This window comes from Kosakonia sp. H02 (assembly GCA_030704225.1).
Lineage (GTDB): Bacteria > Pseudomonadota > Gammaproteobacteria > Enterobacterales > Enterobacteriaceae > Kosakonia.
In genome coordinates this window covers 3,826,517-3,846,434 of sequence record CP131915.1, presented here as the reverse complement: position 1 = coordinate 3,846,434, position 19,918 = coordinate 3,826,517, and the positions used below count along the sequence as shown (strand labels likewise).

Here is a 19,918-nt window from a genome sequence, read left to right as displayed (position 1 = left end):
AAATGTGACACTGATCGCATTAACAAGCCGATCTTTCTGAAGCCAAACTATTTTTAGGATAAATAATAAAAAGTGAGTCATCTCACAGACTGATGATTAACGCTAAAAAGAGCTTGCTAACACGATCTGTTAATTTTATAAGTGCATCAGATTAAGGATTGTTACTGTTCTTAACAGGCAAAACCTAAATCGGTGAAGATGTTGTTTATCTCTCCCGATTTAGGTTTTTTTTTGCCCATTAGTTACACGCCCAGTACCAGAGGAGAAAAATATTAACGATATCGAACAACTAACGTCGCAGTATTTTATTACAGACATTAAGGATGATTCCGCTTTGGTTAATTTGAATGGCGCACAGGCAATGGCGTTTTAATACGTCAAACTCTGTCACGCACTGTTTTATAATTATTGTTCAACCGGCCGACGCATTTATTGCTCCCGGAAGACAAGAACTCTGGCTAACTATGATGAACATAAAAACAACACGTACTTTTCTCTCTTTACTGATTGCCTCAACACTCTTTGCTGGTTCGGTATACGCTGAAGAAAATACATCCAGCAAACGTGACGATGTAGTAGAAAATTACCTTTCCGCGAATAAAGGGAGCACTGTCCCTGCGTTGACCGACCTGTCGAAAGACTCTCGCTGGTATGCGACATTTCGCGTCAAGGGTTCATACACGAATGAAAATGCCCGTAATGCTGAATATCTTCAATTGAATGGCCGACTTCGGGGAAAAACATACTTTGCGGATAAAACGGCGCTGGTAGGTGATTTCTGGATGCGGGGACAGGAAAACTATAGCCGTCTGCATGGAGAAACCATCAACGAATTTAATGATTTTGATGATACCGTCAAATGGGAACAATTCCGGGTAGGTATCTCCCATGACGATCTTGGGGCGTTTATGTACGGTAAACATACCGCGACATGGAGCTTCTTTGCGGTCGATATGGGTTCGCAGGGATTACTGGATACCCAGGCCGATGCAGGTGTAAAAAACGCGGGCAAGTTTCTTTATAAGAAACAATTTCCTGACAATCTCTTCCTCGCAGGCAGCTACGATCGCACATCCAAAATCTTTGGCGTCGATATCGGTTATCAAACGGATGATCTCTACAGTTTCCGTCCAGGTGATTATGGCGTATACGCCTCAATGCATAACGGCCAACCTTCTGTCACGGTTGGCAGCACCAGTATCGTGGGTAACGTCGATATCGCCGCAACACAACGTGGCGACACTAAAAATGCCGATTCAAAATATGCGCGCGACAGCACCTCGCTTTATACCTGGGCGCTGGCGGGGTATGCCAATATCGGGAAACAATATCGTCTTGTTGGTCAGACTACTAAAAATGCCGATTCAAAATATGCGCGCGACAGCACCTCGCTTTATACCTGGGCGCTGGCGGGGTATGCCAATATCGGGAAACAATATCGTCTTGTTGGTCAGACTGCTTATTCAAAACGCGATAACAGCGAGTCCAAAGCGCTGATTAAAAAACGCGGCTGGGCAAAAGGCGGCCTCGGTTATTCAGCAACGGTTGGCGCGCAAATGTTCCCTGAAAAAGCCTCCGGGTTCAGTTATATCCTCTACAACACTTACGACGAATTTGGCGGCACTGGCATTACCCCGCAGCTGGAATATTGGTTTGGCTCGCCTAACCTGCGCGCATGGCTGTCTTATACCTGGGAAGAGAAAGCCGACGATATTACCCGTATTGAATTCCAGTGGGATTTTTAAACCCGATACCTTTTATTAATAAGGAATCACGCAATGAGAACGCTCGTTACATCGCTTTATAAAGACAGGCAGGAAATTTTTGCCGCTTCACACCAGAACAATGACGTTCAACAAAGTAATAGCCCCCTTTTTCCCTCGCGGAAAAAGTTACTCAGCATTCTGGCTACGGGCACCGCTATGGCAGGTATGCTGATGGCGTCCTTCACGGCCGCCGGACAGACCCAGCCCACCGCAGAGAAAACGAAGCAACAACCCAACGTCGTGATGATTGTGCTTGATGACATGGGGTTTGGGGACATCGGCGCATTTGGCTCTGAGATTAAAACGCCTAATATCGATTTGCTGGCGTATTCGGGACTGCGCTATAACCGGTTCGATACCAGTTCCATGTGCGCGCCGACGCGTGCTGCGTTGATGACCGGACGCAACAATCAGACTGTCAATATGGAAGAGTTGCCGCCGAAAGGCACGAATGCACCTGCGCCGGAAACGCCGCTGGGAGCAGGCCCAGCCAACAGCGGTGAAATGCCAATGAATGCGCAAACCATGGCCCAGGCCCTGCACCAGGCGGGCTACTCAACCTATGCGCTGGGAAAATGGCATATCGCACCTGAATACAAAGATGCGCCTGAACGTAACCAAAAATTCTGGCCGAGACAGAAAGGATTTGATTACTACTACGGCTTCCTGAGTGGTCATTCACCGCAATATCACCCTGATTTAGTGGAAAATAATAAAGAACTCCCCAAACCGGACAAACCGGGCTATCACCTCTCTGTTGATCTGGTCGATCACGCTATCGGTGCCTTCAAAGAAAAGTCGGATAAGCCAAAATTTGTCTATCTCGCTTTTGGGGCTGCACACTCACCGTTGCAAGTACCGCAATCTTATATTGATGCCTACAAAGGCAAGTACAGCCAGGGCTGGGATAAACTGCGCCTCGAACGTTTTGAACGCCAGAAAAAACTGGGCGTTATACCGGCAAATACTGTTCTCCCGCCGCGTGAGAAAGGTGATGCGGCCTGGGATTCGCTGGATGAACAACATAAACGCGTTTTCAGTCGCTTTATGGAAACATACGCAGGTTTTATTACTCACACGGATGAGCAAATTGGCCGGCTGGTTCAGTATCTGAAATCCACCAATCAGTTTGATAACACCGTGGTCATGTTTATTACCGATAACGGCGCAGCTTCCGAAGGTGGCCCGAACGGTGGTTTCCGTCGTGCCTATATGGATAACACCACTGTCGCGGAAATGGATGCCCATCTGGATGAGGCCGGTGGCCCGAATACAGATATGCTCTATCAGCGCCCGTGGGCTTATGCAGGCAGCACGCCTTTCCGTCGCTATAAGTTGTGGCCCTATTTAGGCGGGATCCGCACGCCGCTGATTGTCTCCTGGCCTAAACAGATTCAGAAACCAGGCGTCATTCGCCACCAGTACGTCAGCGTTATTGACCTGGCCCCCACCATTCTGGATGCAGCCGGGACAAAATTTGCTGACGTCGTTGACGGCGTAAAACAAATTCCGGTCGCGGGCAAATCATTCCTGCCAACATTAAATTCAGATACGGCCAAAACCCGCGATGTGCAGTACTTTGAACTGCGTGGTCAAAGGGCAATTACCAAAGGTGACTGGCGTGCAGTGGCTATGCACCGGATTGGCACGGACTACGCAAACGACCAATGGCAGCTGTTTAACACCGCCAATGATTATTCGGAATCAACCGATCTGGCGGCGAAATATCCGGAAAAACTGGCAGAGTTGAAAAACCTTTGGCAGCAGGAAGCGCAAAAATACAGTAATCCACCGGTTGTCGACCCCGTTCCGTTCTTCTACAAGTTCAACCGTATGGAAGATGGGATCTCCGCACAATAATAACGCTGAGACACTCATACAAGAGGCCAGACTCTGGCCTCTTTTCTTCTGCGTGCTCTTAATGCGCCGCCAGGACGTTTTTATCCCTTTTCACCCTTGCACTTACCTGCTTCGCAGTATGAACGAAATTACTGATGAGCGCGTTATGGGTTCCATCACGCCAGGCGATATTCAGTTGCGCGCAAGGTGTATCAATGCCAGTAATGGGTCGGTAGACAACACCATGATTGTTATTCTGCGCCACCGACAGCGGCAGAAACGCCATTCCCATACCCGCCCCAACCAGGCTTAACAGCGCGTGGAGTTGATTCACCTCCTGAACCACTATCGGTAACATCCCATGGCGAGAAAATATGGCGTCCCAGTTGCTGTAGATGTATTTCGCTTTCTCTTTGGAGGTAAAGAGAAATTTCTCCCTGATAAGTGCGCGAATGTGCACCGCCTCCAGCGCGGCAAGCTCATGCTCTTTATGCATCGCCACCACGTAAGGCTCTTCCAGCAACGTCGCGCTTCGCATCCACTCCGCCTGGTATAACGGTCGCAACAAGCCGATGTCGATGTGATCATGTTGCAACGCGTCGAATTGATCTGCTGACGTCATTTCATGCAATACCATTTCGACATCCGGCCAGGCTTTACGAAATTGCATAATCACCGGCGAAAGCAGGCTGAAGGGGGCAGCATCAACATAGGCGACAGCAATTTTACCCACTTGTCCCCTGGCGGCGCGGCGCGCCGTTTCTGCGGCTTTATCAATATCCTCAATGACTTTTCGCGCTTCGGGTAAAAAAACATGTCCGCATTGTGACAAGCGAACACTACGTTTGGTGCGCTCAAAAAGCTCCACGCCCAGCTCTTTTTCAAGGCGAGCGATTAACTGGCTTAACGCTGATTGCGTGACATTCAGTCGCTTTGCCGCGCGGATGAATTGCAACTCCTCGGCCAGCACGACAAACGACATCAAGCTTTTTTGATCCATAACTGTGACCTGGATGTAATTAGAAGATAACAAATTAGGAAATCTAATTTGTAGCTCATTTTTTATTACATATTCTTTTTAATGACAATGATTCCACCAGGGAAAGCTTTTCTTGTCCCGGCAGAAAAACGCCATAACTCATTGAAAGAGCTAAAAAATGAACAGCAATAATTCAACGTTAACAAAACGCCCCCACGTCCTGTTTATCACCGTGGATCAATGGCCAGGCCACCTGTTTGGTTTTGCCGGTAATCGCTTTATTGAAACACCGACTATCGACAATCTGGCTCGTTCGGGGGTCCATTTTCCAAATGCCTGGTCACCTTGCCCGATTTGTATCCCTGCGCGCAGGACGATCATGACCGGTACAACATCGCGAAAACATGGCGATCGAATCTTTCAGCCTGCGCTGCCAATGCCGGATATGCCAACGCTGGCAGGTACATTTGCCCGTGCCGGTTATCAAACGTCAGCCACCGGGAAATTACACGTTTACCCCACACGCGATCGTATCGGTTTTGAAGAGGCCTTTATCGCTGAAGAGGGACGCAGCCATCTGGGCGGCGTGGATGATTACGAAATTTTCCTCGCGGAAAATGGCGTTGCCGGTCAGCAATTTATGCATGGCATGAGCAATAACGAATATAGCTGGCGGACATGGCACCTGGACGAGAAGCTGCACGTGACCAACTGGGTAACACAAACGGCAGCGAAGAATATCCGCCGCCGTGACCCGACGCGTCCCGCCTTTTGGTACGTTTCCTATACTCATCCTCACCCGCCCATTGTCCCGCTGAGCAGTTATTTCGATCGTTATCGCCTGCGTAATATTGATGGCCCACAACAAAGTGAATGGTCACGAGCGGCAGACCTTCCCTATGCGCTCGCCATGAATCAACAACTCAAACCGCCGCTACCGCCAGAGCAGTACGACGATATGCGACGCGCCTTTTACGCGCAATGCACCCATATCGATCACCAAATCCGCCTGCTGATAGGCTCGTTGCGGGAAGAAGGCATCCTGGATGACACCATCATTGTCTTCACCAGCGACCACGGGGATATGCTCGGCGACCATGGCATGTACGCCAAACGCTATTTTTACCAGGGTTCAGCACAAATACCGATGATTGTTGTGGATCGGGCAGGTTCGAACCGCATTCAGCCCGGCCGCTGTGACAAGCGCCTGGTAGGGCTCCAGGACATCATGCCAACGTTGCTCACGCTGTGTGATATCCCCGTACCGGAAAGTTGCGATGGCATATCGATGACCGGCGAACGGCAGCGCAGCACGTTTTACGGCGAGAGCCTTGAAGGCCCGCTCGCCAGCCGAATGCTTACCGACGGGCGCTTTAAACTTCTCTGGTATCCGGCGGGAAACCATTTCCAACTGTTTGATTTAGAGAGCGATCCGGGCGAACAACACGATCTCTCCCGGCATGAGGCTATGCACGATGTCATCGGCTCATTGAAACAACAACTATTACAAGAACTCTACGGCAGCGATCTGGCGTGGGTTAATAACGGCACCTTCACAGGCTGCGAACCGCCTGAATTTGTCCTGCCTGTTAATCGTGGGCTTTCAGGTCAGCGCGGCATTCACTTCCCGCCACTGGCAACCTCGGCCGATCCGGGGCAAGTGGTAGGTTTCTAAAATTATAAAAAGGCAGAGACAAATGTCACAAAATTCCTCCGTTACATCTACAAGTAAATCGGCGTATGTTCCGCTTCAAGAGAGCGAAACGACGCAAAAAACATTTAATAAAATCGCCTGGCGATTATTACCATTTTTGGTGCTTTGCTATTTTGCGGCTTTTCTCGACCGGGTGAATGTGGGCTTCGCAGCATTAACAATGCGTGAAGATATCGGTCTGTCCGCTACCGCATTCGGCCTGGGGAGCGGCATATTTTTTATTAGTTATTTTATTTTTGAAGTGCCCAGTAATTTGATGTTAGCCCGCGTGGGTGCCCGACGCTGGATTGCCCGGATTATGATCACCTGGGGGCTTTTATCCGCCTGTACGGCATTTGTCTGGGATGCGAAATCCTTTCTTGCCCTACGTTTTTTGTTAGGCGCTGCTGAAGCGGGTTTTTATCCGGGCATTCTTTATTACTTAACACAATGGTTTCCGAACAAACGGCGCGCGCAAATTGTCGGCTTTTTATTACTGTCCAATCCGCTGGCGACAATTATCGGCGGGCCGGTTTCCGGGCTCATTCTTTCCACCGGTGCGCATAGCGGTCTGCAAGGATGGCAATGGCTGTTTGTTATTGAGGCCGTTCCGGCTGTGATTCTGGGTATCATTGTCTGGCTGCGACTGCCGGAAAAAGTTGAGGATGTTAAATGGCTTTCCGATCAGGAAAAACAGACTGCCCGCAACGTTTTGAATGAAGATTTAACGCAGCGGCAGCATACATCCAGCGTTGAAGTTTCTCGTATTTTTTTCCATCCTCTGGTGCTTAGCCTTGCGCTCATCTTCCTCGGGATTTCCATGACTAATGCGACAGTCAACTTCTGGCTTCCGCAGCTCATTAAAAGCGCAGGTTTTTCATTTATTGCGACCGGTTTTCTGTCAGTCATTCCTTATATTGCCGCCGTTATTGCCCTGTTGTGGTGGGGAAAGCGATCCGATCGTCGTAATGAGCGCGTGTTCCATACCGTGGTACCGCTGGTGTTAGCCATCGCTGGAATAGCGTTGACCGCATTCAGTAAAGGCGCATTGTTGAATGTGCTCGGATTGACCATGGCATCGGCAGGTCTGTTTGCCGTTTTACCGGTTTTCTGGACGCTCCCGCCACAGTTTATGGTGGGATCAGCCGCGGCTGGCGGCATCGCTGTGATTAACTCCATCGGTAACCTGGGCGGTTTTTTTGGCCCAACAGCAATGGGGTACGTGAAAGATCTGACCGGCGATTTCGGCATGGGTTTACTGGTGAATATTGTCATGCTGACCGTAAGTCTGATCACTCTGCTGTTGTTTGCAGCGAAAACAGGGTTGCGCAAACCACAAGCCAAATCATAAAAGCAACCCGTGGAACTCGTTAAAAATGGCAATGTGATGAACGTCCTGTTCAACGTCTGGTTGCCCTTTTCGCTTCACAAAAATCCACGCCGCGGCGTGGATTTTTCTTTTCATAGACCCGCAGGGCTCTTTCCCACCGTACTTCTTTCTCTGTCACTCTGTCTTTCACATTCAATTCGACATACTGTGTCATGAGTATTAGCTCATTAACAGGAACAGAATAATGCGTGACCTTCCCCCTACCGCCACGCTGCGGGCGTTTGAAGTCGCCACTCGCCACACCACGTTTACTTCCGCCGCCGCAGAGCTCTTTATTACGCAAAGCGCGGTCAGTCATCAGCTAAAAAACCTGGAGGAAATCTGGGGCCTGCAACTTTTTCAGCGCGGTAAAACCCTCAGCCTGACGCCTGCCGGTGCCGCGCTCGCGCCGCTGGTACGCGAGTTCTTTAGCAAACTGGAAACCACACTTGGCGATCTGCGGGAACAAAATGGCCGGGTTCGATTGCGTGTAAACACCACCTATTCGTTTGCGCTGAAGTGGCTTCTGCCGCGCCTGCCGGGTTTAGCGCGTTTACACCCGGATATTCTGGTGAGCCTCGAAAGTACCGATCAAGCCATCAACTTCGCCGGCACAGATTCCGATGTGGCGATCCGTTTCGGTCACGGTAATTATCCCGCGCTATTCACGGAGTTTATGTTTCGCGAGCAGTTATTTCCGGTGGCCAGCCCGGCGCTGCTTCAGCGTTTTGGCACGCCTTCTGAACCTGCCGAGCTGCTGCGCTATCCGCTGCTCACGCGTGATGGTGCCGATCTGGTACCCAAATGGGACGCCTGGTTTAAGCAGAACGGCGTAAATATTGATGTGCTGCATGAGAGCGTCCGCTTCGCTGACACCAATATGACGATTGAAGCCGCGCTTCTGGGTCAGGGCATTGCACTTGCGCGCAGCGGTCACGTTGAAAAAGAGATCGGCGACGGCAGCCTGGTGCGCCTCTTTGACGTCCCTTTTCCCTCACCCGCCGCCTATTATTTCGTCTGCCCGCAAGGCATCGAAACGCAGTCGCATATCGTGAAATTCCGCCGCTGGCTGCTGGCAGAGTCACAGCAAGCCCAGCTCAGCTACCGGTAATGCATGAGGATTTGTTCATGGCGCAATGACGAGACTTCGCTTTTCATCCGGACGCATGCTGTTTAGCATCATCCCATGTCCGAACCCATTATTTTGCTTACATTATTTGCCGCCCTGCTGCATGCCAGCTGGAATGCGTTATTACGCGGCGGCACTGACCGGTTGTGGTCGATGACCATCATGTGCGTAACGATCGCCCTGACCAGCGTCGTTATCGCGCTGTTTCTGCCGCAACCGGCCATCGCAAGCTGGAAGTACGCGCTGTTATCGGCCCTGCTGCATGTCGGGTATAACCTGTGTCTGATACGCAGTTACCAGAGCGGCGATCTCAGCCAAACCTACCCGATTGCGCGCGGTTCTTCGCCGTTACTGGTTACCTGTGCGGCGGCACTGTTTGCCGGGGAAAAAATGGCACTCACCACGCTTGGCGGCATCCTGCTCATTTCTGTCGGCATTCTGATGCTTGCATTGAGACGCCGCAGGCTGGCAATGCCGGGGCTGAAATACTCCCTCGCGACCGGGGCTTTTATCGCCGCGTATAGCGTGGTAGATGGTATGGGTGTCCGCCTCTCAGGCAATGCGCTCTCCTATACCGTGTGGATGAGTGCATTATGGGGAGTACTGATGCCCGCGCTCTATATCACGCTGCGCGACAGCCAAAGTTTACTGCGCTGGCGGCCGGGTTTATTGAGTGCTGCGGCTGGCGGTCTGGTTTCGCTGCTGGCTTACGGCATTATTATTTACGCCATGGCAGCGGCACCGATGGGCGCCGTCTCTGCGCTTCGCGAAACCAGCGTGCTGTTTGCCGCAGTACTGGGTTATCTCTTTCTCGGCGAAACGTTAACGCTAAGAAAAATGCTGGCGTGCGCGGTGATTGTCACCGGCACACTGATTATCGGTTAATCACATCAGGAGAACTCACAATGTCTGACCATCCGACGATGGCGTTGATTGGGCCGGGAGCTATCGGTACGACCATCGCCGCGGCACTGCATGAAGTTGACCGCACACCGCTGCTTTGCGGGCGCACCGGGCATTCGCAGTTAATTTTGCGTCACGATGAGGGTGAAGTTGTGGTGCCGGGTCCGGTATTGCGCGATCCGACGGCGGTCAGTCACCCGTTCGGGCTGGTATTTGTCGCGGTGAAAACCACACAGGTGGCTGACAGCGCCGGTTGGCTGAAGGCATTGTGCGATGAAAACACCGTCGTATGTGCCCTGCAAAACGGCGTTGAGCAGAAAGCCCAGCTCGCGCCTTTCGTTAATGGCGCAACGGTGCTGCCTTCGGTCGTCTGGTTTCCGGCACAACGCGAGCCGGATGCCTCTGTCTGGCTACGCGCGAAACCGCGCCTGACGCTGCCAGATGTGCCCCAGGCAAAAAGCGTTGTCGATGCGCTCAGCGGTACGCGCTGCGCGGTTGAGTTGGCATCCGATTTTGTCTCGATAGCATGGCGCAAACTGCTGCAAAATGCGGTCGCGGGGCTGATGGTGCTGGCAAATCGCCGGGCCGGGATGTTCTCGCGCCGTGATATTACTGAACTGGCACTGGCGTATCTGCGCGAATGTCTGGCGGTCGCGCGGGCGGAAGGTGCTGTTCTGAGTGACCAGGTTTTGCAGAAGATTGTCGATAATTTTCAGCGTGCCCCGGCGGATTTAGGCACGTCAATTCTCGCCGACCGGCAGGCCAACCGCCCGCTGGAGTGGGATATCCGCAACGGCGTAATACAAAGATATGGTCGCGCTCACGGTATTCCCGTACCCATCAGCGACGTAGTAGTTCCGCTGCTGGCGGCAGGAAGTGAGGGGCCGGGTTAATTTGCGCTCAACAAAAATCCACGCCTGGGCGTGGATTTTTTTGGCTCAGTCAGGATAAAAGCGGCTGTTTCATCAGTGTTCGCAGTTCGCGAATCTCGACTCTATCCAGGGGTTCATCGCCTGCCGACAACATTGCGCGCGCGCGGTCATCAAGCGCAAAACAGGCATAAAGTTGATGTCGCAACAGCGCATCAGAGGCGTCACTGCTGTTTAATTTTTCCGCTAACTTCTCTGCGCCATCAATAACCCAGCACAGCCCCTGTTGGTTGAAAATATCCCGAGGGAAATAACGCGCAAGCACGTTGCGAAAGCGTAAGCACTTATCAATGACACGATGATTAAGCGGAGCCTGCATCCCCTCTGCCAGCCGATTATTCATATTCAGGCGTTCCTCAAGCTGGTTAATAATCAGCCCGGTGATTTTATTCTTCGCGTAACCGCGAACTTTCTCATAGGACTGTTTAATCGTCGATTCGCTTTCACCCCCGGTTTTATATTGCGCAAGTTTCTTTTCGATGGAGACCTTGCCCGGAGTCCGGTGATTCCAGTCCCAATGTGAGAACTTCACGCCACGCAATATAATGCGTGCGGCCAGATAATCCTCTTTGTTGCCAAGCAGCATGATGTGCGAACTCTGCTCCACCCAGCCTTTATATTTCCAGATGGCCTGATACAACCATGCGGGCAAATCGATATCACTGTACTTCCCGTGAGAATTTTTTACTTCAGGGCGAATAGCGGCGAACAGCATTTCATTTAACTGGCGGTAAAGTTCGCCGCTGGATTCGTTATTAATGGCCCAGGTAAAATCTTCAACATCCATTTGTATGGTGACGACTTTGCGCTCTTTCTCCTGCTCCCAGATTCGACCAAAATGGGTTTTGATATTTTCCGGTGAGGAAACATGCATTCTGAACTGTTGATCAAGAATAACGGCTGGTATCCCAATTGATACGGGAATCGCGCGCGCCAGAAAGAGGCATTTCTGCGCCGTGGCTAAAAGGATCTGATGATTCACCTCGGCGACAATATCTGCCCTGTTAGCTAAAAAATTGCCATTGAGGTTGTAGAACGGCCCTTCCTGAAATGTTTTGCGTTGGACGTAAGCCTGAATCGTTTTCCTGCGCAATTCGTCAAACAAGACGCCATTTTCAACAAAGGTGAGCAGCGCATCAATTGCGCGCAGCAGGTTATCGTTAAAGACAATGCTTCTGACTAGCAGGTGATGCGGATAGCCTAATCGCCAGACGTTTAGATTTTCCCAGGAAAAATTTCGGCTATCCAGTATCGCGGGTAGCACCTCTGTGGCGATCGTCAGAAATTCATTTTCCGCAGCATCCGGGACGAAGCTAACGTAATCCGTCTTATGTACGGCGGCGAAATAAGCGTTGATCTTCCCACCCTGATCGAGGGTATCAAACAGCGGGGTAGCCGCATTTAACGCCCTGCTCTTTTCGTCAACTTGCGGGTTCCAGCCGGTATCGTTTCGTAAGGCATAATCACCTGGGTTATAGCCATAGTTTTCCTGGATTTGATGATGCGCCAGCACCTCTTTGGCGATCGCCACCACTTCATCCAACCTCTTATTCGCCTGGGTATCAAGTTTGATGCGCTCTACCACCAGCAGAAGCTGTAACCATTCAGAACCGACCGCTTCCAGGCAATGTACAAACGGATTTTTATTAATAATGCGTGGATGATTGCTCATTTCCTGAGCAATTGCATCGACATCGTCAGAAACCACTTTGCTTACCCCTCTTTATATACAGCTGTCAGCAAGCCATGCTCCCACCCAAACAGCCTGGCAGCATACTGCATGCAACCTGGTTAGCGCTTCCCTCATAGAAATGAGAATATCTCATTAAATAAAAAACACTACAAGTTCTGTAAAATTATTTATTTTGCTTATCTATTTTAAATTTTGATATTCAAACGTGGTTTAATTAACCAACTTCAAATTGAAAATAACCAATTGACTTAACTTTGATAGGCAAATATCGTCATCACAACGCTAGCGCCCGCAGCGTCATTCAGAAAAAGAAAACGGAGTGAAACATGATTAAATACACAGCAGGTGCAATGACCATCACCCTTCCTGAGTCATTCACCTATGAGGGAGAACGCGTTGAGTTCTCATCATCCAGCCTCAGCGCCGTTTATGGCGCATATGCAATGCCTGACGACGATCCGATTGGCTTCAATTTATCCTATGAAATGAGCAGCCGTGGCTCGGTAGTAAACGGCATCACCGCAGACAGTTTCGGTGAGGTTGTGGTCTACAACGGCCCGCTGGATGAACCGGAAAGTTACGAACACTTTGATGACGCGCCGTTCGATACCTATTTCGAACCGCCCGCCGACTTTATCGCGGGGATCTCAATCTATTACCGCTGATGAGATGTGAAGCGCACCTTGCCCGTGGTGTGAGGCAACGTGCGCGTAGTTGGTTAGTTAGTCTGGCCGTGAGTGAGTGTCGTGAGTGCAGTATTAATGTCGAAAAGTTTGCACGTGACATTTTTCGCACCAAACTCTTGCAGCCGTGCCCGGTGCTTTTGCAGGTAACGTTGCGCGTTTTCTTCGCTATCGAAGAGATAAATGCTACCCGCTTCGTGGGACGTTGCATTTTCGGTCCAGATTTTCCAGATAAAGCCCGGTTCCCGGTTGATTGATTCCGCCAGCTCAACCAACTGCTCAGACATGTCACTGCCAAACGGGCCGTTAAACTCGAAGTGAACCTGCAATAATTTATTCGTCATAATTTCCTCCGTGAATAGATGATGGTAAGCGCGCTATTTTAGCCGTTTTTATCGCTCCGGTATGCGTCGTCTGTCAACCGACGGCGGTAAGCCGAACAACCGCGCATACTCCCGGCTAAATTGCGTGTGGCTTTGATAGCCTACCGACAGTGCAATAGTGGTGATACTCGCGCGGGTGGTGCTCAGTTTCTCACGCGCCTGCATCAGCCTTATCCGCTTCTGGTACTGAACGGGGCTAAGCGCGGTGATCGCCAGAAAGTGGCGATGAAAAGCCGACACGCTCAATGCCGCCATTTCAGCCAGCGTTTCCACGCGCACAGCCTGCATATAGTTTTGCTTTATCCAGTTAATCACTGAATAGATACGCGACAGATGCGATTCCGGTCGCGCAATATCCCGCAGCATCCAGCCAAGCGGCCCCTGCAACACCCGGTACAGTATCTCCCGCTCGTAGGCCGGAGCCAGCGCGGGGATCGCCTCCGGCGTCTGCATCAGGCGCAACATACGTACCCAGGCATCCAGCAACTCGGTGGTGACTGGCGCAACCGCAAACCCTGAATCAAACAAAGCCCCGGAGTCAGAATCAGGCAACCCCACCAGTAAATCCGCAATGATGCCCGGCTCTGGCGTCAGGCTAACTGCCAGATACGGCGCACCGGTCGTCGCATCCGGGTAAACAGAACCAACGGCAGGTAAATCCACCGACATCACAAAATAGGTCGCGGGATCGTAGCGGTACGTTCTGTCCCCTACCGTCATGCTTTTCGAGCCGGTCAAAATAAGATTGATCATCGGCTCATAAACAGCAGATAGACGATGCTCAGGGATTTCACCCTGCACCATAGCCACACGCGGAATGCCCGTTTCAGTACGCTGATTGCCCGCGACCGATGCCAGTTCACGCAGTTCGAGTAAGTGTTTTTCCATCGCCGATCAATAGCATGCCGCCCGGGTTCGCGACAAGAATAAAGCAGGATTGGGCAACTTTTAGAGAGGATCGCATAAGCACGGAAACACCGCTTTGCGTAGGCTTTGAAAGTATTACTGACTCGCGAGGTACTTTTTATGGCTCTGGATCATCTGTTTATCACCGTCAGCGATATTGCGCGTTCGGTGGCCTTTTACGAAACGGTACTCCCGACACTGGGTATTAACCGTCGCCACGATTATGACGGTAACGAGGGCCCGTCGGGTCACCCGGATCTGTACGGCTTCGGCGCAAAGGGGCGTATCTTTTTCTGGCTACGACAGGGCATGCCATCCCCTACTGCCGTGCATGTTGGCTTTGTTGCTGATTCACAGGCGCAGGTTGACCAGGCCTGGGCCGCAGCACTGGCTGCCGGGGCAGCAGAAATTCATCCGCCCGGCGCACAACTTCATTATGACCCACGCTACTACGCAGCCCAGGTGCGCGATCCTGACGGCTACAGCCTCGAATTTGTTTATAAAAGCTGGCAACACTGAAGATAAGCAGACAGGAGACAACGATGTCAGTCATTGATCATATTGAAATTGCAGTCACCGATGCAGAAGCATCGCGGCAATTCTACGAGCAGGCGCTTGCCCCCCTGGGATTCCAGCTTATTTTAGCGCTTACCCCAGCGCAAACCCGTACGGAAGGCTTACGTTTTGGCCTGGGCCCCGAAGGCTACCCGCGCCTGTGGCTGCATGATAATGACATCCCCGGCGCACCGGTTCATCTGGCGTTCACGGCAGAAGACAGAATGAAGGTTAATCAATTCTGGCAAGCGGCCTTACAGGCAGGAGGAAAAGACAATGGCGCGCCCGGTGTCCGTCGGCATTATCATGATGCTTATTATGCCGCTTACGTTTTTGACCCTGACGGAAACAACGTGGAAGTCGTCTGCCAGATGTAAGCATGATAATGCGCAAAAAAATCCACGTCGCAGCGTGGATTTTCATGTCTGAAGGCCGGTTAAATATCATCAGTGGTGTGATGTACAACAATTTCCAGAGTGTGGCGGATAATATCGCTTTTCACCACGTCCGTAGTGTTTTCCCCACTGGCGGGAACAGGGTTTCACCATCGCCGTTCACGACAGCCTTTAAGGCTGCCAGGTTTGTTGATTCCCGGACATCTTTTTGTCGAGATAAAACGCTGCGCTGATTAACGCCAGATGTGACAGCGCCTGCGGGAAGTTACCCAGTGGAAAGCCGCGCTCGTCAAACTCCTCGGCAAACAGCCCCAGATGGTTGGCGTAATGGAGCAGCTTTTCGAACTCGATCCTGGCTTCATCGACAAAATCGGCCCGCGCCAGGCACTCTACATACCAGAACGAACAGGGCACAAAATAGCCCTCCTCGCCGTGCAGCGAATCCGACGGCGTTTCCGACTGCAAATAACGGCGCACCATGCCGTCGCGCATTAATTTACTGCGAATGGCCTTCAGCGTGGCTAACCAGTCGGGATCTTTCGCGCCGATAAAGCGAAACAGCGGCATCAGCAGCATCGAGCCGTCCAGATCGCTGCCGTGGCGCGTGGAGGTAAAATGGCCCAGCTCCTCGTTCCAGAAGTTGTTCCAGATATCGTCGCGGATCTTCTGCCGCGTCTCCTCCCAGCGGGCAAACGGCATCGACAGCGAACGCTTCGCGCCCAGGCGCAGCGCACGGTCGAGCGCCACCCAGCACATCAGCCGCGAATAGAGAAAATTGGCCGGTTCACCGCGCATCTCCCAGATCCCGGCATCCGGCGAATCCCAGATATCACAGACATAATCCACCAGCCGTACTACATGCCCCCAGCCCCGGTGCGAGATATTGTCGCCATATTTAGTGGTCAGATAGACCGCATCCAGCAGTTCGCCATAGATATCAAGCTGAAGCTGTTTATAGGCTTCGTTGCCTTTTCTGACCGGCCTTGAATTGAGATACCCGGCCAGGTGCGGCAACGCCTCTTCGGTTAAATCAGTCTCGCTGTCCAGCCGGTACATCACCTGCAATTTTTTCGGATCGAACTTGCTGTTCTCCATACAGCGGCCGATCCATGCGCCAAATGCTTTAGCTTCGTCAACATAGCCCAGGCGAATCAACGCATAGCAACTGAACGAGGCATCGCGAAGCCAGGTGGCACGGTAATCCCAGTTACGCTCGCCGCCCGGCAGTTCCGGTAAACCAAATGTCGCCGCCGCCGCAATCGAGCCATAGCGTTGGGAGGTCAAAAGCTTCAGCACCAGCGAGGAGCGCGTAACCGCTTCGCGCCAGCGCCCACGGTATTTACTCTGGCTCACCCAGCGCTGCCAGAAGGTTAGCGTCTTCTGATACTGCTCATCAACATGGGAAAGTGCGGCATGTTTGACCTTCGCATCGCCGAGCACAAACTCCGCGCTCTCGCCTTCCGACAACGTAAATTCGCCGTCGAGTTGCCCTTCTTTCACCACCAGCGGCACGGACGATGCCAGCGACAAGCTGAAGCCCCGCTTTCCCTTAAAGCAGTAGATCTTTTTATCCTGCGTTACCTTCGGAGTCTCGCTTGCGTAGTTAAACCGGGGCGAGCAGTGCAGCTTAATTTTCGCTGCGCCATAAATGATTTTGATCTGCCGGATGATAACCGGGTTGGCTTCGGCGTCCTCATTGATGGCGATAAAATCCGTCAGCTCCACCATTGATTCTTTCGACAACCAGCGGGTTTGCAGGATGTTGGTATCGGGCAGATAGTGCTGAACGGCGCGCCACGCATCGCCCACCGGCGCAAGGGAGAAATACCCGCCCTTTTTTGCATCCAGCAGCGAGGTAAAAATGGATGGGCTATCCAGGTCGGGCCAGCAGAGAAAATCGATCGCCCCGCAAACGCTCACCAGCGCACAGGTGTGAAGATTGCCAATAATCCCGTGTTTATCGATAACGGTGTTTGCATGGTTGTCGGTTTTCATCCCAATCCTTACGTAACGGTAACGATTTAAGCGTAGGCGAGACAAAGCGTTCGCGCATCTGTGCCAGGCTTAAGGGAACATTCACTGTCTCAATGGGGAACGGCATGACGCAAAACGCTTCACTCTCGGACCAGGAACTGCACACGCTCGATCGCTACTGGCGTGCGGCGAACTACCTCTCAGTCGGGCAAATTTACCTGATGGATAACCCCCTGCTGCGCGAGCCGCTAAAGCCGGAGCATATTAAACCGCGCCTGCTCGGCCACTGGGGCACCACGCCGGGGCTGAACTTTGTTTATGCCCATCTCAACCGGATGATTCGCAAACGTAATCTCGACATGATCTACATTTGCGGCCCAGGTCACGGCGGGCCAGGCATGGTAGCGAATACCTGGCTTGAGGGCAGCTACAGCGAGATTTACCCGGATATCAGCCAGGACGCGGAGGGCATGAAAAAGCTGTTTCGCCAGTTCTCCTTCCCCGGCGGCATTCCCAGCCACGCGGCACCGGAAACGCCAGGATCGATTAACGAAGGCGGTGAACTTGGGTATTCCTTATCGCACGCCTTCGGCGCGGTATTCGATAACCCGTCATTAATTGCCGCCTGCGTGATTGGCGATGGCGAAGCCGAAACCGGCCCGCTGGCCTCCAGTTGGTTCGGCATCAAATTCCTCAACGCCGCCCGCGACGGCGCGGTGCTACCGATCCTGCATCTTAATGGCTACAAAATTGCCAACCCGACCCTACTCGGGCGCAGCAGCGACGAGGACTTATTCCAGCTATTTCGCGGCTACGGTTATGAACCGCTACTGGTCAGCGGCCACGAGCCAGAAAAGATGCACCGGCAAATGGCGCAAACCCTGGAAACGGCGCTGGAGAGCATCCGCGACTACCAGCAACAGGCGCGTAGCGGCGAGGCTCCTACGCAACTGCCGCGCTGGCCGATGATAATCCTGCGTAGCCCCAAAGGCTGGACCGGCCCGCAAACGGTGGATGGCAAAAAAGTGGAGGATTTCTGGCGCGCGCACCAGGTGCCGGTCTCTTCGTGTCGCGACAATGACGACCACCGCCAAATCCTTGAAACGTGGATGCGCAGCTACCGGCCCGACGATCTGTTTGATGAGCAGGGTCGCCTGCGCCCGGAACTGGCCGCGCTGGCGCCTGAAGGGGATAAACGCATGGGCGCCACGCCGTGGGCGAACGGTGGTCGGCTGCGCCGGGAACTGCAAACCCCATCTGTTGAAGATTACGCCGTGAATGTCACCTCGCCTGGCGAAACGCAGGCAGAATCCACCGCCGCACTTGGCGCGTATCTCGCTGGGATCTTCCAGCGCAATGCGGATAACTTTCGCCTCTTCGGCCCGGATGAAACGGCGTCTAACCGGCTTAGCAAAGTGTTCGACGTCACGAATCGCACCTGGCAGGAGCCGGTAAAACCCTATGACGAACAACTGGCAGCCGATGGCCGGGTGATGGAAATTTTAAGTGAGCATCAGTGTCAGGGCTGGCTGGAGGGCTACCTGCTGACCGGGCGGCACGGGTTATTTAACTGCTACGAAGCCTTTATCCATATTGTTGATTCGATGTTCAATCAGCACGCCAAGTGGCTGAAAGTGACGCGTAAGCTGGCGTGGCGCGAACCGATTTCTTCTCTTAACTACCTGCTCTCGTCCCATGTCTGGCGACAGGATCACAACGGTTACAGCCATCAGGATCCGGGTTTTATCGATCATGTGGTCAATAAGAAAGCCGATATTGTGCGCGTTTATCTGCCACCCGATGCCAATACGCTGCTGTGCGTGGCGGATCACTGTCTGAAAACCTGGGATCGCATTAATGTGATTGTCGCCGGGAAACAGCCTGCGCCGCAGTGGCTCAACCTGGAAGACGCCGCTAAACATTGCGCCGCCGGGATGGGTGTCTGGCACTGGGCAGGCACAGTGGCGGAAGGTGAATCGCCCGATGTGGTGATGGCCTGCGCAGGCGACGTCCCCACGATGGAAACCCTGGCGGCGGTGGATCTGCTGCGTGAGTATTTCCCCGATCTGCGTATCCAGGTAGTGAATGTGGTGGATTTGATGGCGCTGCAAACTCAGGACCAGCATCCGCACGGGCTGAGCGACGACGCCTTCGACGCCATTTTCACCGCGGATAAGCCAGTGATTTTTGCTTTCCACGGTTACCCAAGCCTGATCCATCGCCTGACGTACCCGCGTAATAATCACCGCAATTTCCACGTGCGCGGCTTTATGGAAGAAGGCACCACCACCACGCCGTTTGATATGACGGTGATGAATGAGCTGGACCGTTTTCACCTGGCGCAGGAAGCGATTTTGCGCACCCCGTCGTTGCAGGGCAAAGCCGATGCGGTGCTGGATGAACTGGCAGAGAAAATTGCGGATCACCACCGTTATGTGCGCGAATATGGTGAAGACCTGCCCGAAGTGCGCGGCTGGAAATGGCCATCGGCGCAGGGCGAAGGCAATGCGCCAGAATAATATCTTCAAAAATGGAGAGTGCTATGTCTGAACAGATATCCCCCCGCCCACCATTGCCGCCCTTTACCCACGAGTCGGCGACAGAGAAAGTGCGCCTGGCGGAAGATGGCTGGAACAGCCGCGACCCGGCAAAAGTGGTGCTGGCCTATTCGCCGGATAAACGCAAGCACGACGGCATATATGTAACGGTTCAGGAATGATTC

The 19,918-nt window shown here is 52.5% G+C and carries 16 protein-coding genes and 2 pseudogenes; 12 read left to right on the top strand and 6 right to left on the bottom strand.

Translation table 11 applies throughout. The annotated features are described in order from the left end of the window. Positions 1-347 precede the first annotated feature (347 nt). Together Q5705_18030 and Q5705_18025 are read left to right on the top strand one after the other, a co-directional pair. Positions 348-1,745, top strand: coding sequence for a hypothetical protein (locus tag Q5705_18030; protein WLI76459.1), 1,398 nt, complete (start codon positions 348-350; stop codon positions 1,743-1,745). A 192-nt stretch (positions 1,746-1,937) separates the two neighbouring features. Beyond that, positions 1,938-3,626: an arylsulfatase gene (locus Q5705_18025; GenBank protein ID WLI76458.1), complete on the top strand. Its 1,689-nt coding sequence runs from the start codon at positions 1,938-1,940 to the stop codon at positions 3,624-3,626. A gap of 58 nt (positions 3,627-3,684) precedes the next feature. Here the strand turns inward: Q5705_18025 and Q5705_18020 are convergent, their stop codons facing one another. Further along, entirely contained in the window at positions 3,685-4,605 is a 921-nt protein-coding gene (locus Q5705_18020) for a LysR family transcriptional regulator (GenBank protein ID WLI76457.1), read from the bottom strand. A gap of 157 nt (positions 4,606-4,762) precedes the next feature. Here Q5705_18020 and Q5705_18015 point away from each other — a divergent pair, with 157 nt between their 5' ends. From Q5705_18015 to Q5705_17995, 5 genes are all read left to right on the top strand, one after another. After that, positions 4,763-6,259, top strand: coding sequence for a sulfatase-like hydrolase/transferase (locus Q5705_18015; GenBank protein WLI76456.1), 1,497 nt, complete (start codon positions 4,763-4,765; stop codon positions 6,257-6,259). A 22-nt stretch (positions 6,260-6,281) separates the two neighbouring features. Continuing rightward, positions 6,282-7,628: an MFS transporter gene (locus tag Q5705_18010; GenBank protein WLI76455.1), complete on the top strand. Its 1,347-nt coding sequence runs from the start codon at positions 6,282-6,284 to the stop codon at positions 7,626-7,628. A 223-nt stretch (positions 7,629-7,851) separates the two neighbouring features. Then, positions 7,852-8,757, top strand: coding sequence for a transcriptional regulator GcvA (gcvA, locus tag Q5705_18005; protein WLI76454.1), 906 nt, complete (start codon positions 7,852-7,854; stop codon positions 8,755-8,757). A gap of 75 nt (positions 8,758-8,832) precedes the next feature. After that, complete coding sequence (locus Q5705_18000) at positions 8,833-9,660, top strand: DMT family transporter (GenBank protein ID WLI76453.1); 828 nt, start codon at positions 8,833-8,835, stop codon at positions 9,658-9,660. Between the two features lie 20 nt (positions 9,661-9,680). Then, positions 9,681-10,571, top strand: coding sequence for an oxidoreductase (locus Q5705_17995; protein ID WLI76452.1), 891 nt, complete (start codon positions 9,681-9,683; stop codon positions 10,569-10,571). A gap of 49 nt (positions 10,572-10,620) precedes the next feature. Here Q5705_17995 and Q5705_17990 read toward each other — a convergent pair whose 3' ends face one another. Continuing rightward, complete coding sequence (locus Q5705_17990; protein ID WLI76451.1) at positions 10,621-12,315, bottom strand: hypothetical protein; 1,695 nt, start codon at positions 12,313-12,315, stop codon at positions 10,621-10,623. A gap of 311 nt (positions 12,316-12,626) precedes the next feature. Between Q5705_17990 and Q5705_17985 the strand changes: the two genes are divergently transcribed. Then, on the top strand, positions 12,627-12,965 hold the full coding sequence (locus Q5705_17985; GenBank protein ID WLI76450.1) for a hypothetical protein: 339 nt from the start codon (positions 12,627-12,629) through the stop codon (positions 12,963-12,965). Positions 12,966-13,018: 53 nt separating this feature from the next. Here Q5705_17985 and Q5705_17980 read toward each other — a convergent pair whose 3' ends face one another. Continuing rightward, positions 13,019-13,327, bottom strand: a complete 309-nt coding sequence (locus tag Q5705_17980) for a monooxygenase (GenBank protein ID WLI76449.1) — start codon at positions 13,325-13,327, stop codon at positions 13,019-13,021. A 48-nt stretch (positions 13,328-13,375) separates the two neighbouring features. Further along, entirely contained in the window at positions 13,376-14,254 is an 879-nt protein-coding gene (locus Q5705_17975) for an AraC family transcriptional regulator (protein ID WLI76448.1), read from the bottom strand. A 138-nt stretch (positions 14,255-14,392) separates the two neighbouring features. Here Q5705_17975 and Q5705_17970 point away from each other — a divergent pair, with 138 nt between their 5' ends. Next, positions 14,393-14,791, top strand: coding sequence for a VOC family protein (locus Q5705_17970; protein WLI76447.1), 399 nt, complete (start codon positions 14,393-14,395; stop codon positions 14,789-14,791). Between the two features lie 23 nt (positions 14,792-14,814). After that, positions 14,815-15,204 carry a VOC family protein gene (locus Q5705_17965; protein ID WLI76446.1) on the top strand — a complete coding sequence of 130 codons (390 nt, stop codon included), beginning with the start codon at positions 14,815-14,817 and terminating at the stop codon, positions 15,202-15,204. A gap of 59 nt (positions 15,205-15,263) precedes the next feature. Here the strand turns inward: Q5705_17965 and Q5705_17960 are convergent. Both Q5705_17960 and Q5705_17955 read right to left on the bottom strand, forming a co-directional pair. Continuing rightward, a pseudogene (locus Q5705_17960) lies at positions 15,264-15,335 on the bottom strand (biofilm development regulator YmgB/AriR family protein). Positions 15,336-15,393: 58 nt separating this feature from the next. After that, complete coding sequence (locus tag Q5705_17955; protein ID WLI76445.1) at positions 15,394-17,217, bottom strand: glycoside hydrolase family 15 protein; 1,824 nt, start codon at positions 17,215-17,217, stop codon at positions 15,394-15,396. Between the two features lie 104 nt (positions 17,218-17,321). On the opposite strand from Q5705_17955, the gene Q5705_17950 reads away from it, so the two are divergent. Then, positions 17,322-19,715 carry a phosphoketolase family protein gene (locus Q5705_17950; GenBank protein WLI76444.1) on the top strand — a complete coding sequence of 798 codons (2,394 nt, stop codon included), beginning with the start codon at positions 17,322-17,324 and terminating at the stop codon, positions 19,713-19,715. A gap of 23 nt (positions 19,716-19,738) precedes the next feature. Further along, a pseudogene (locus tag Q5705_17945) lies at positions 19,739-19,873 on the top strand (DUF1348 family protein). Positions 19,874-19,918 lie beyond the last annotated feature (45 nt).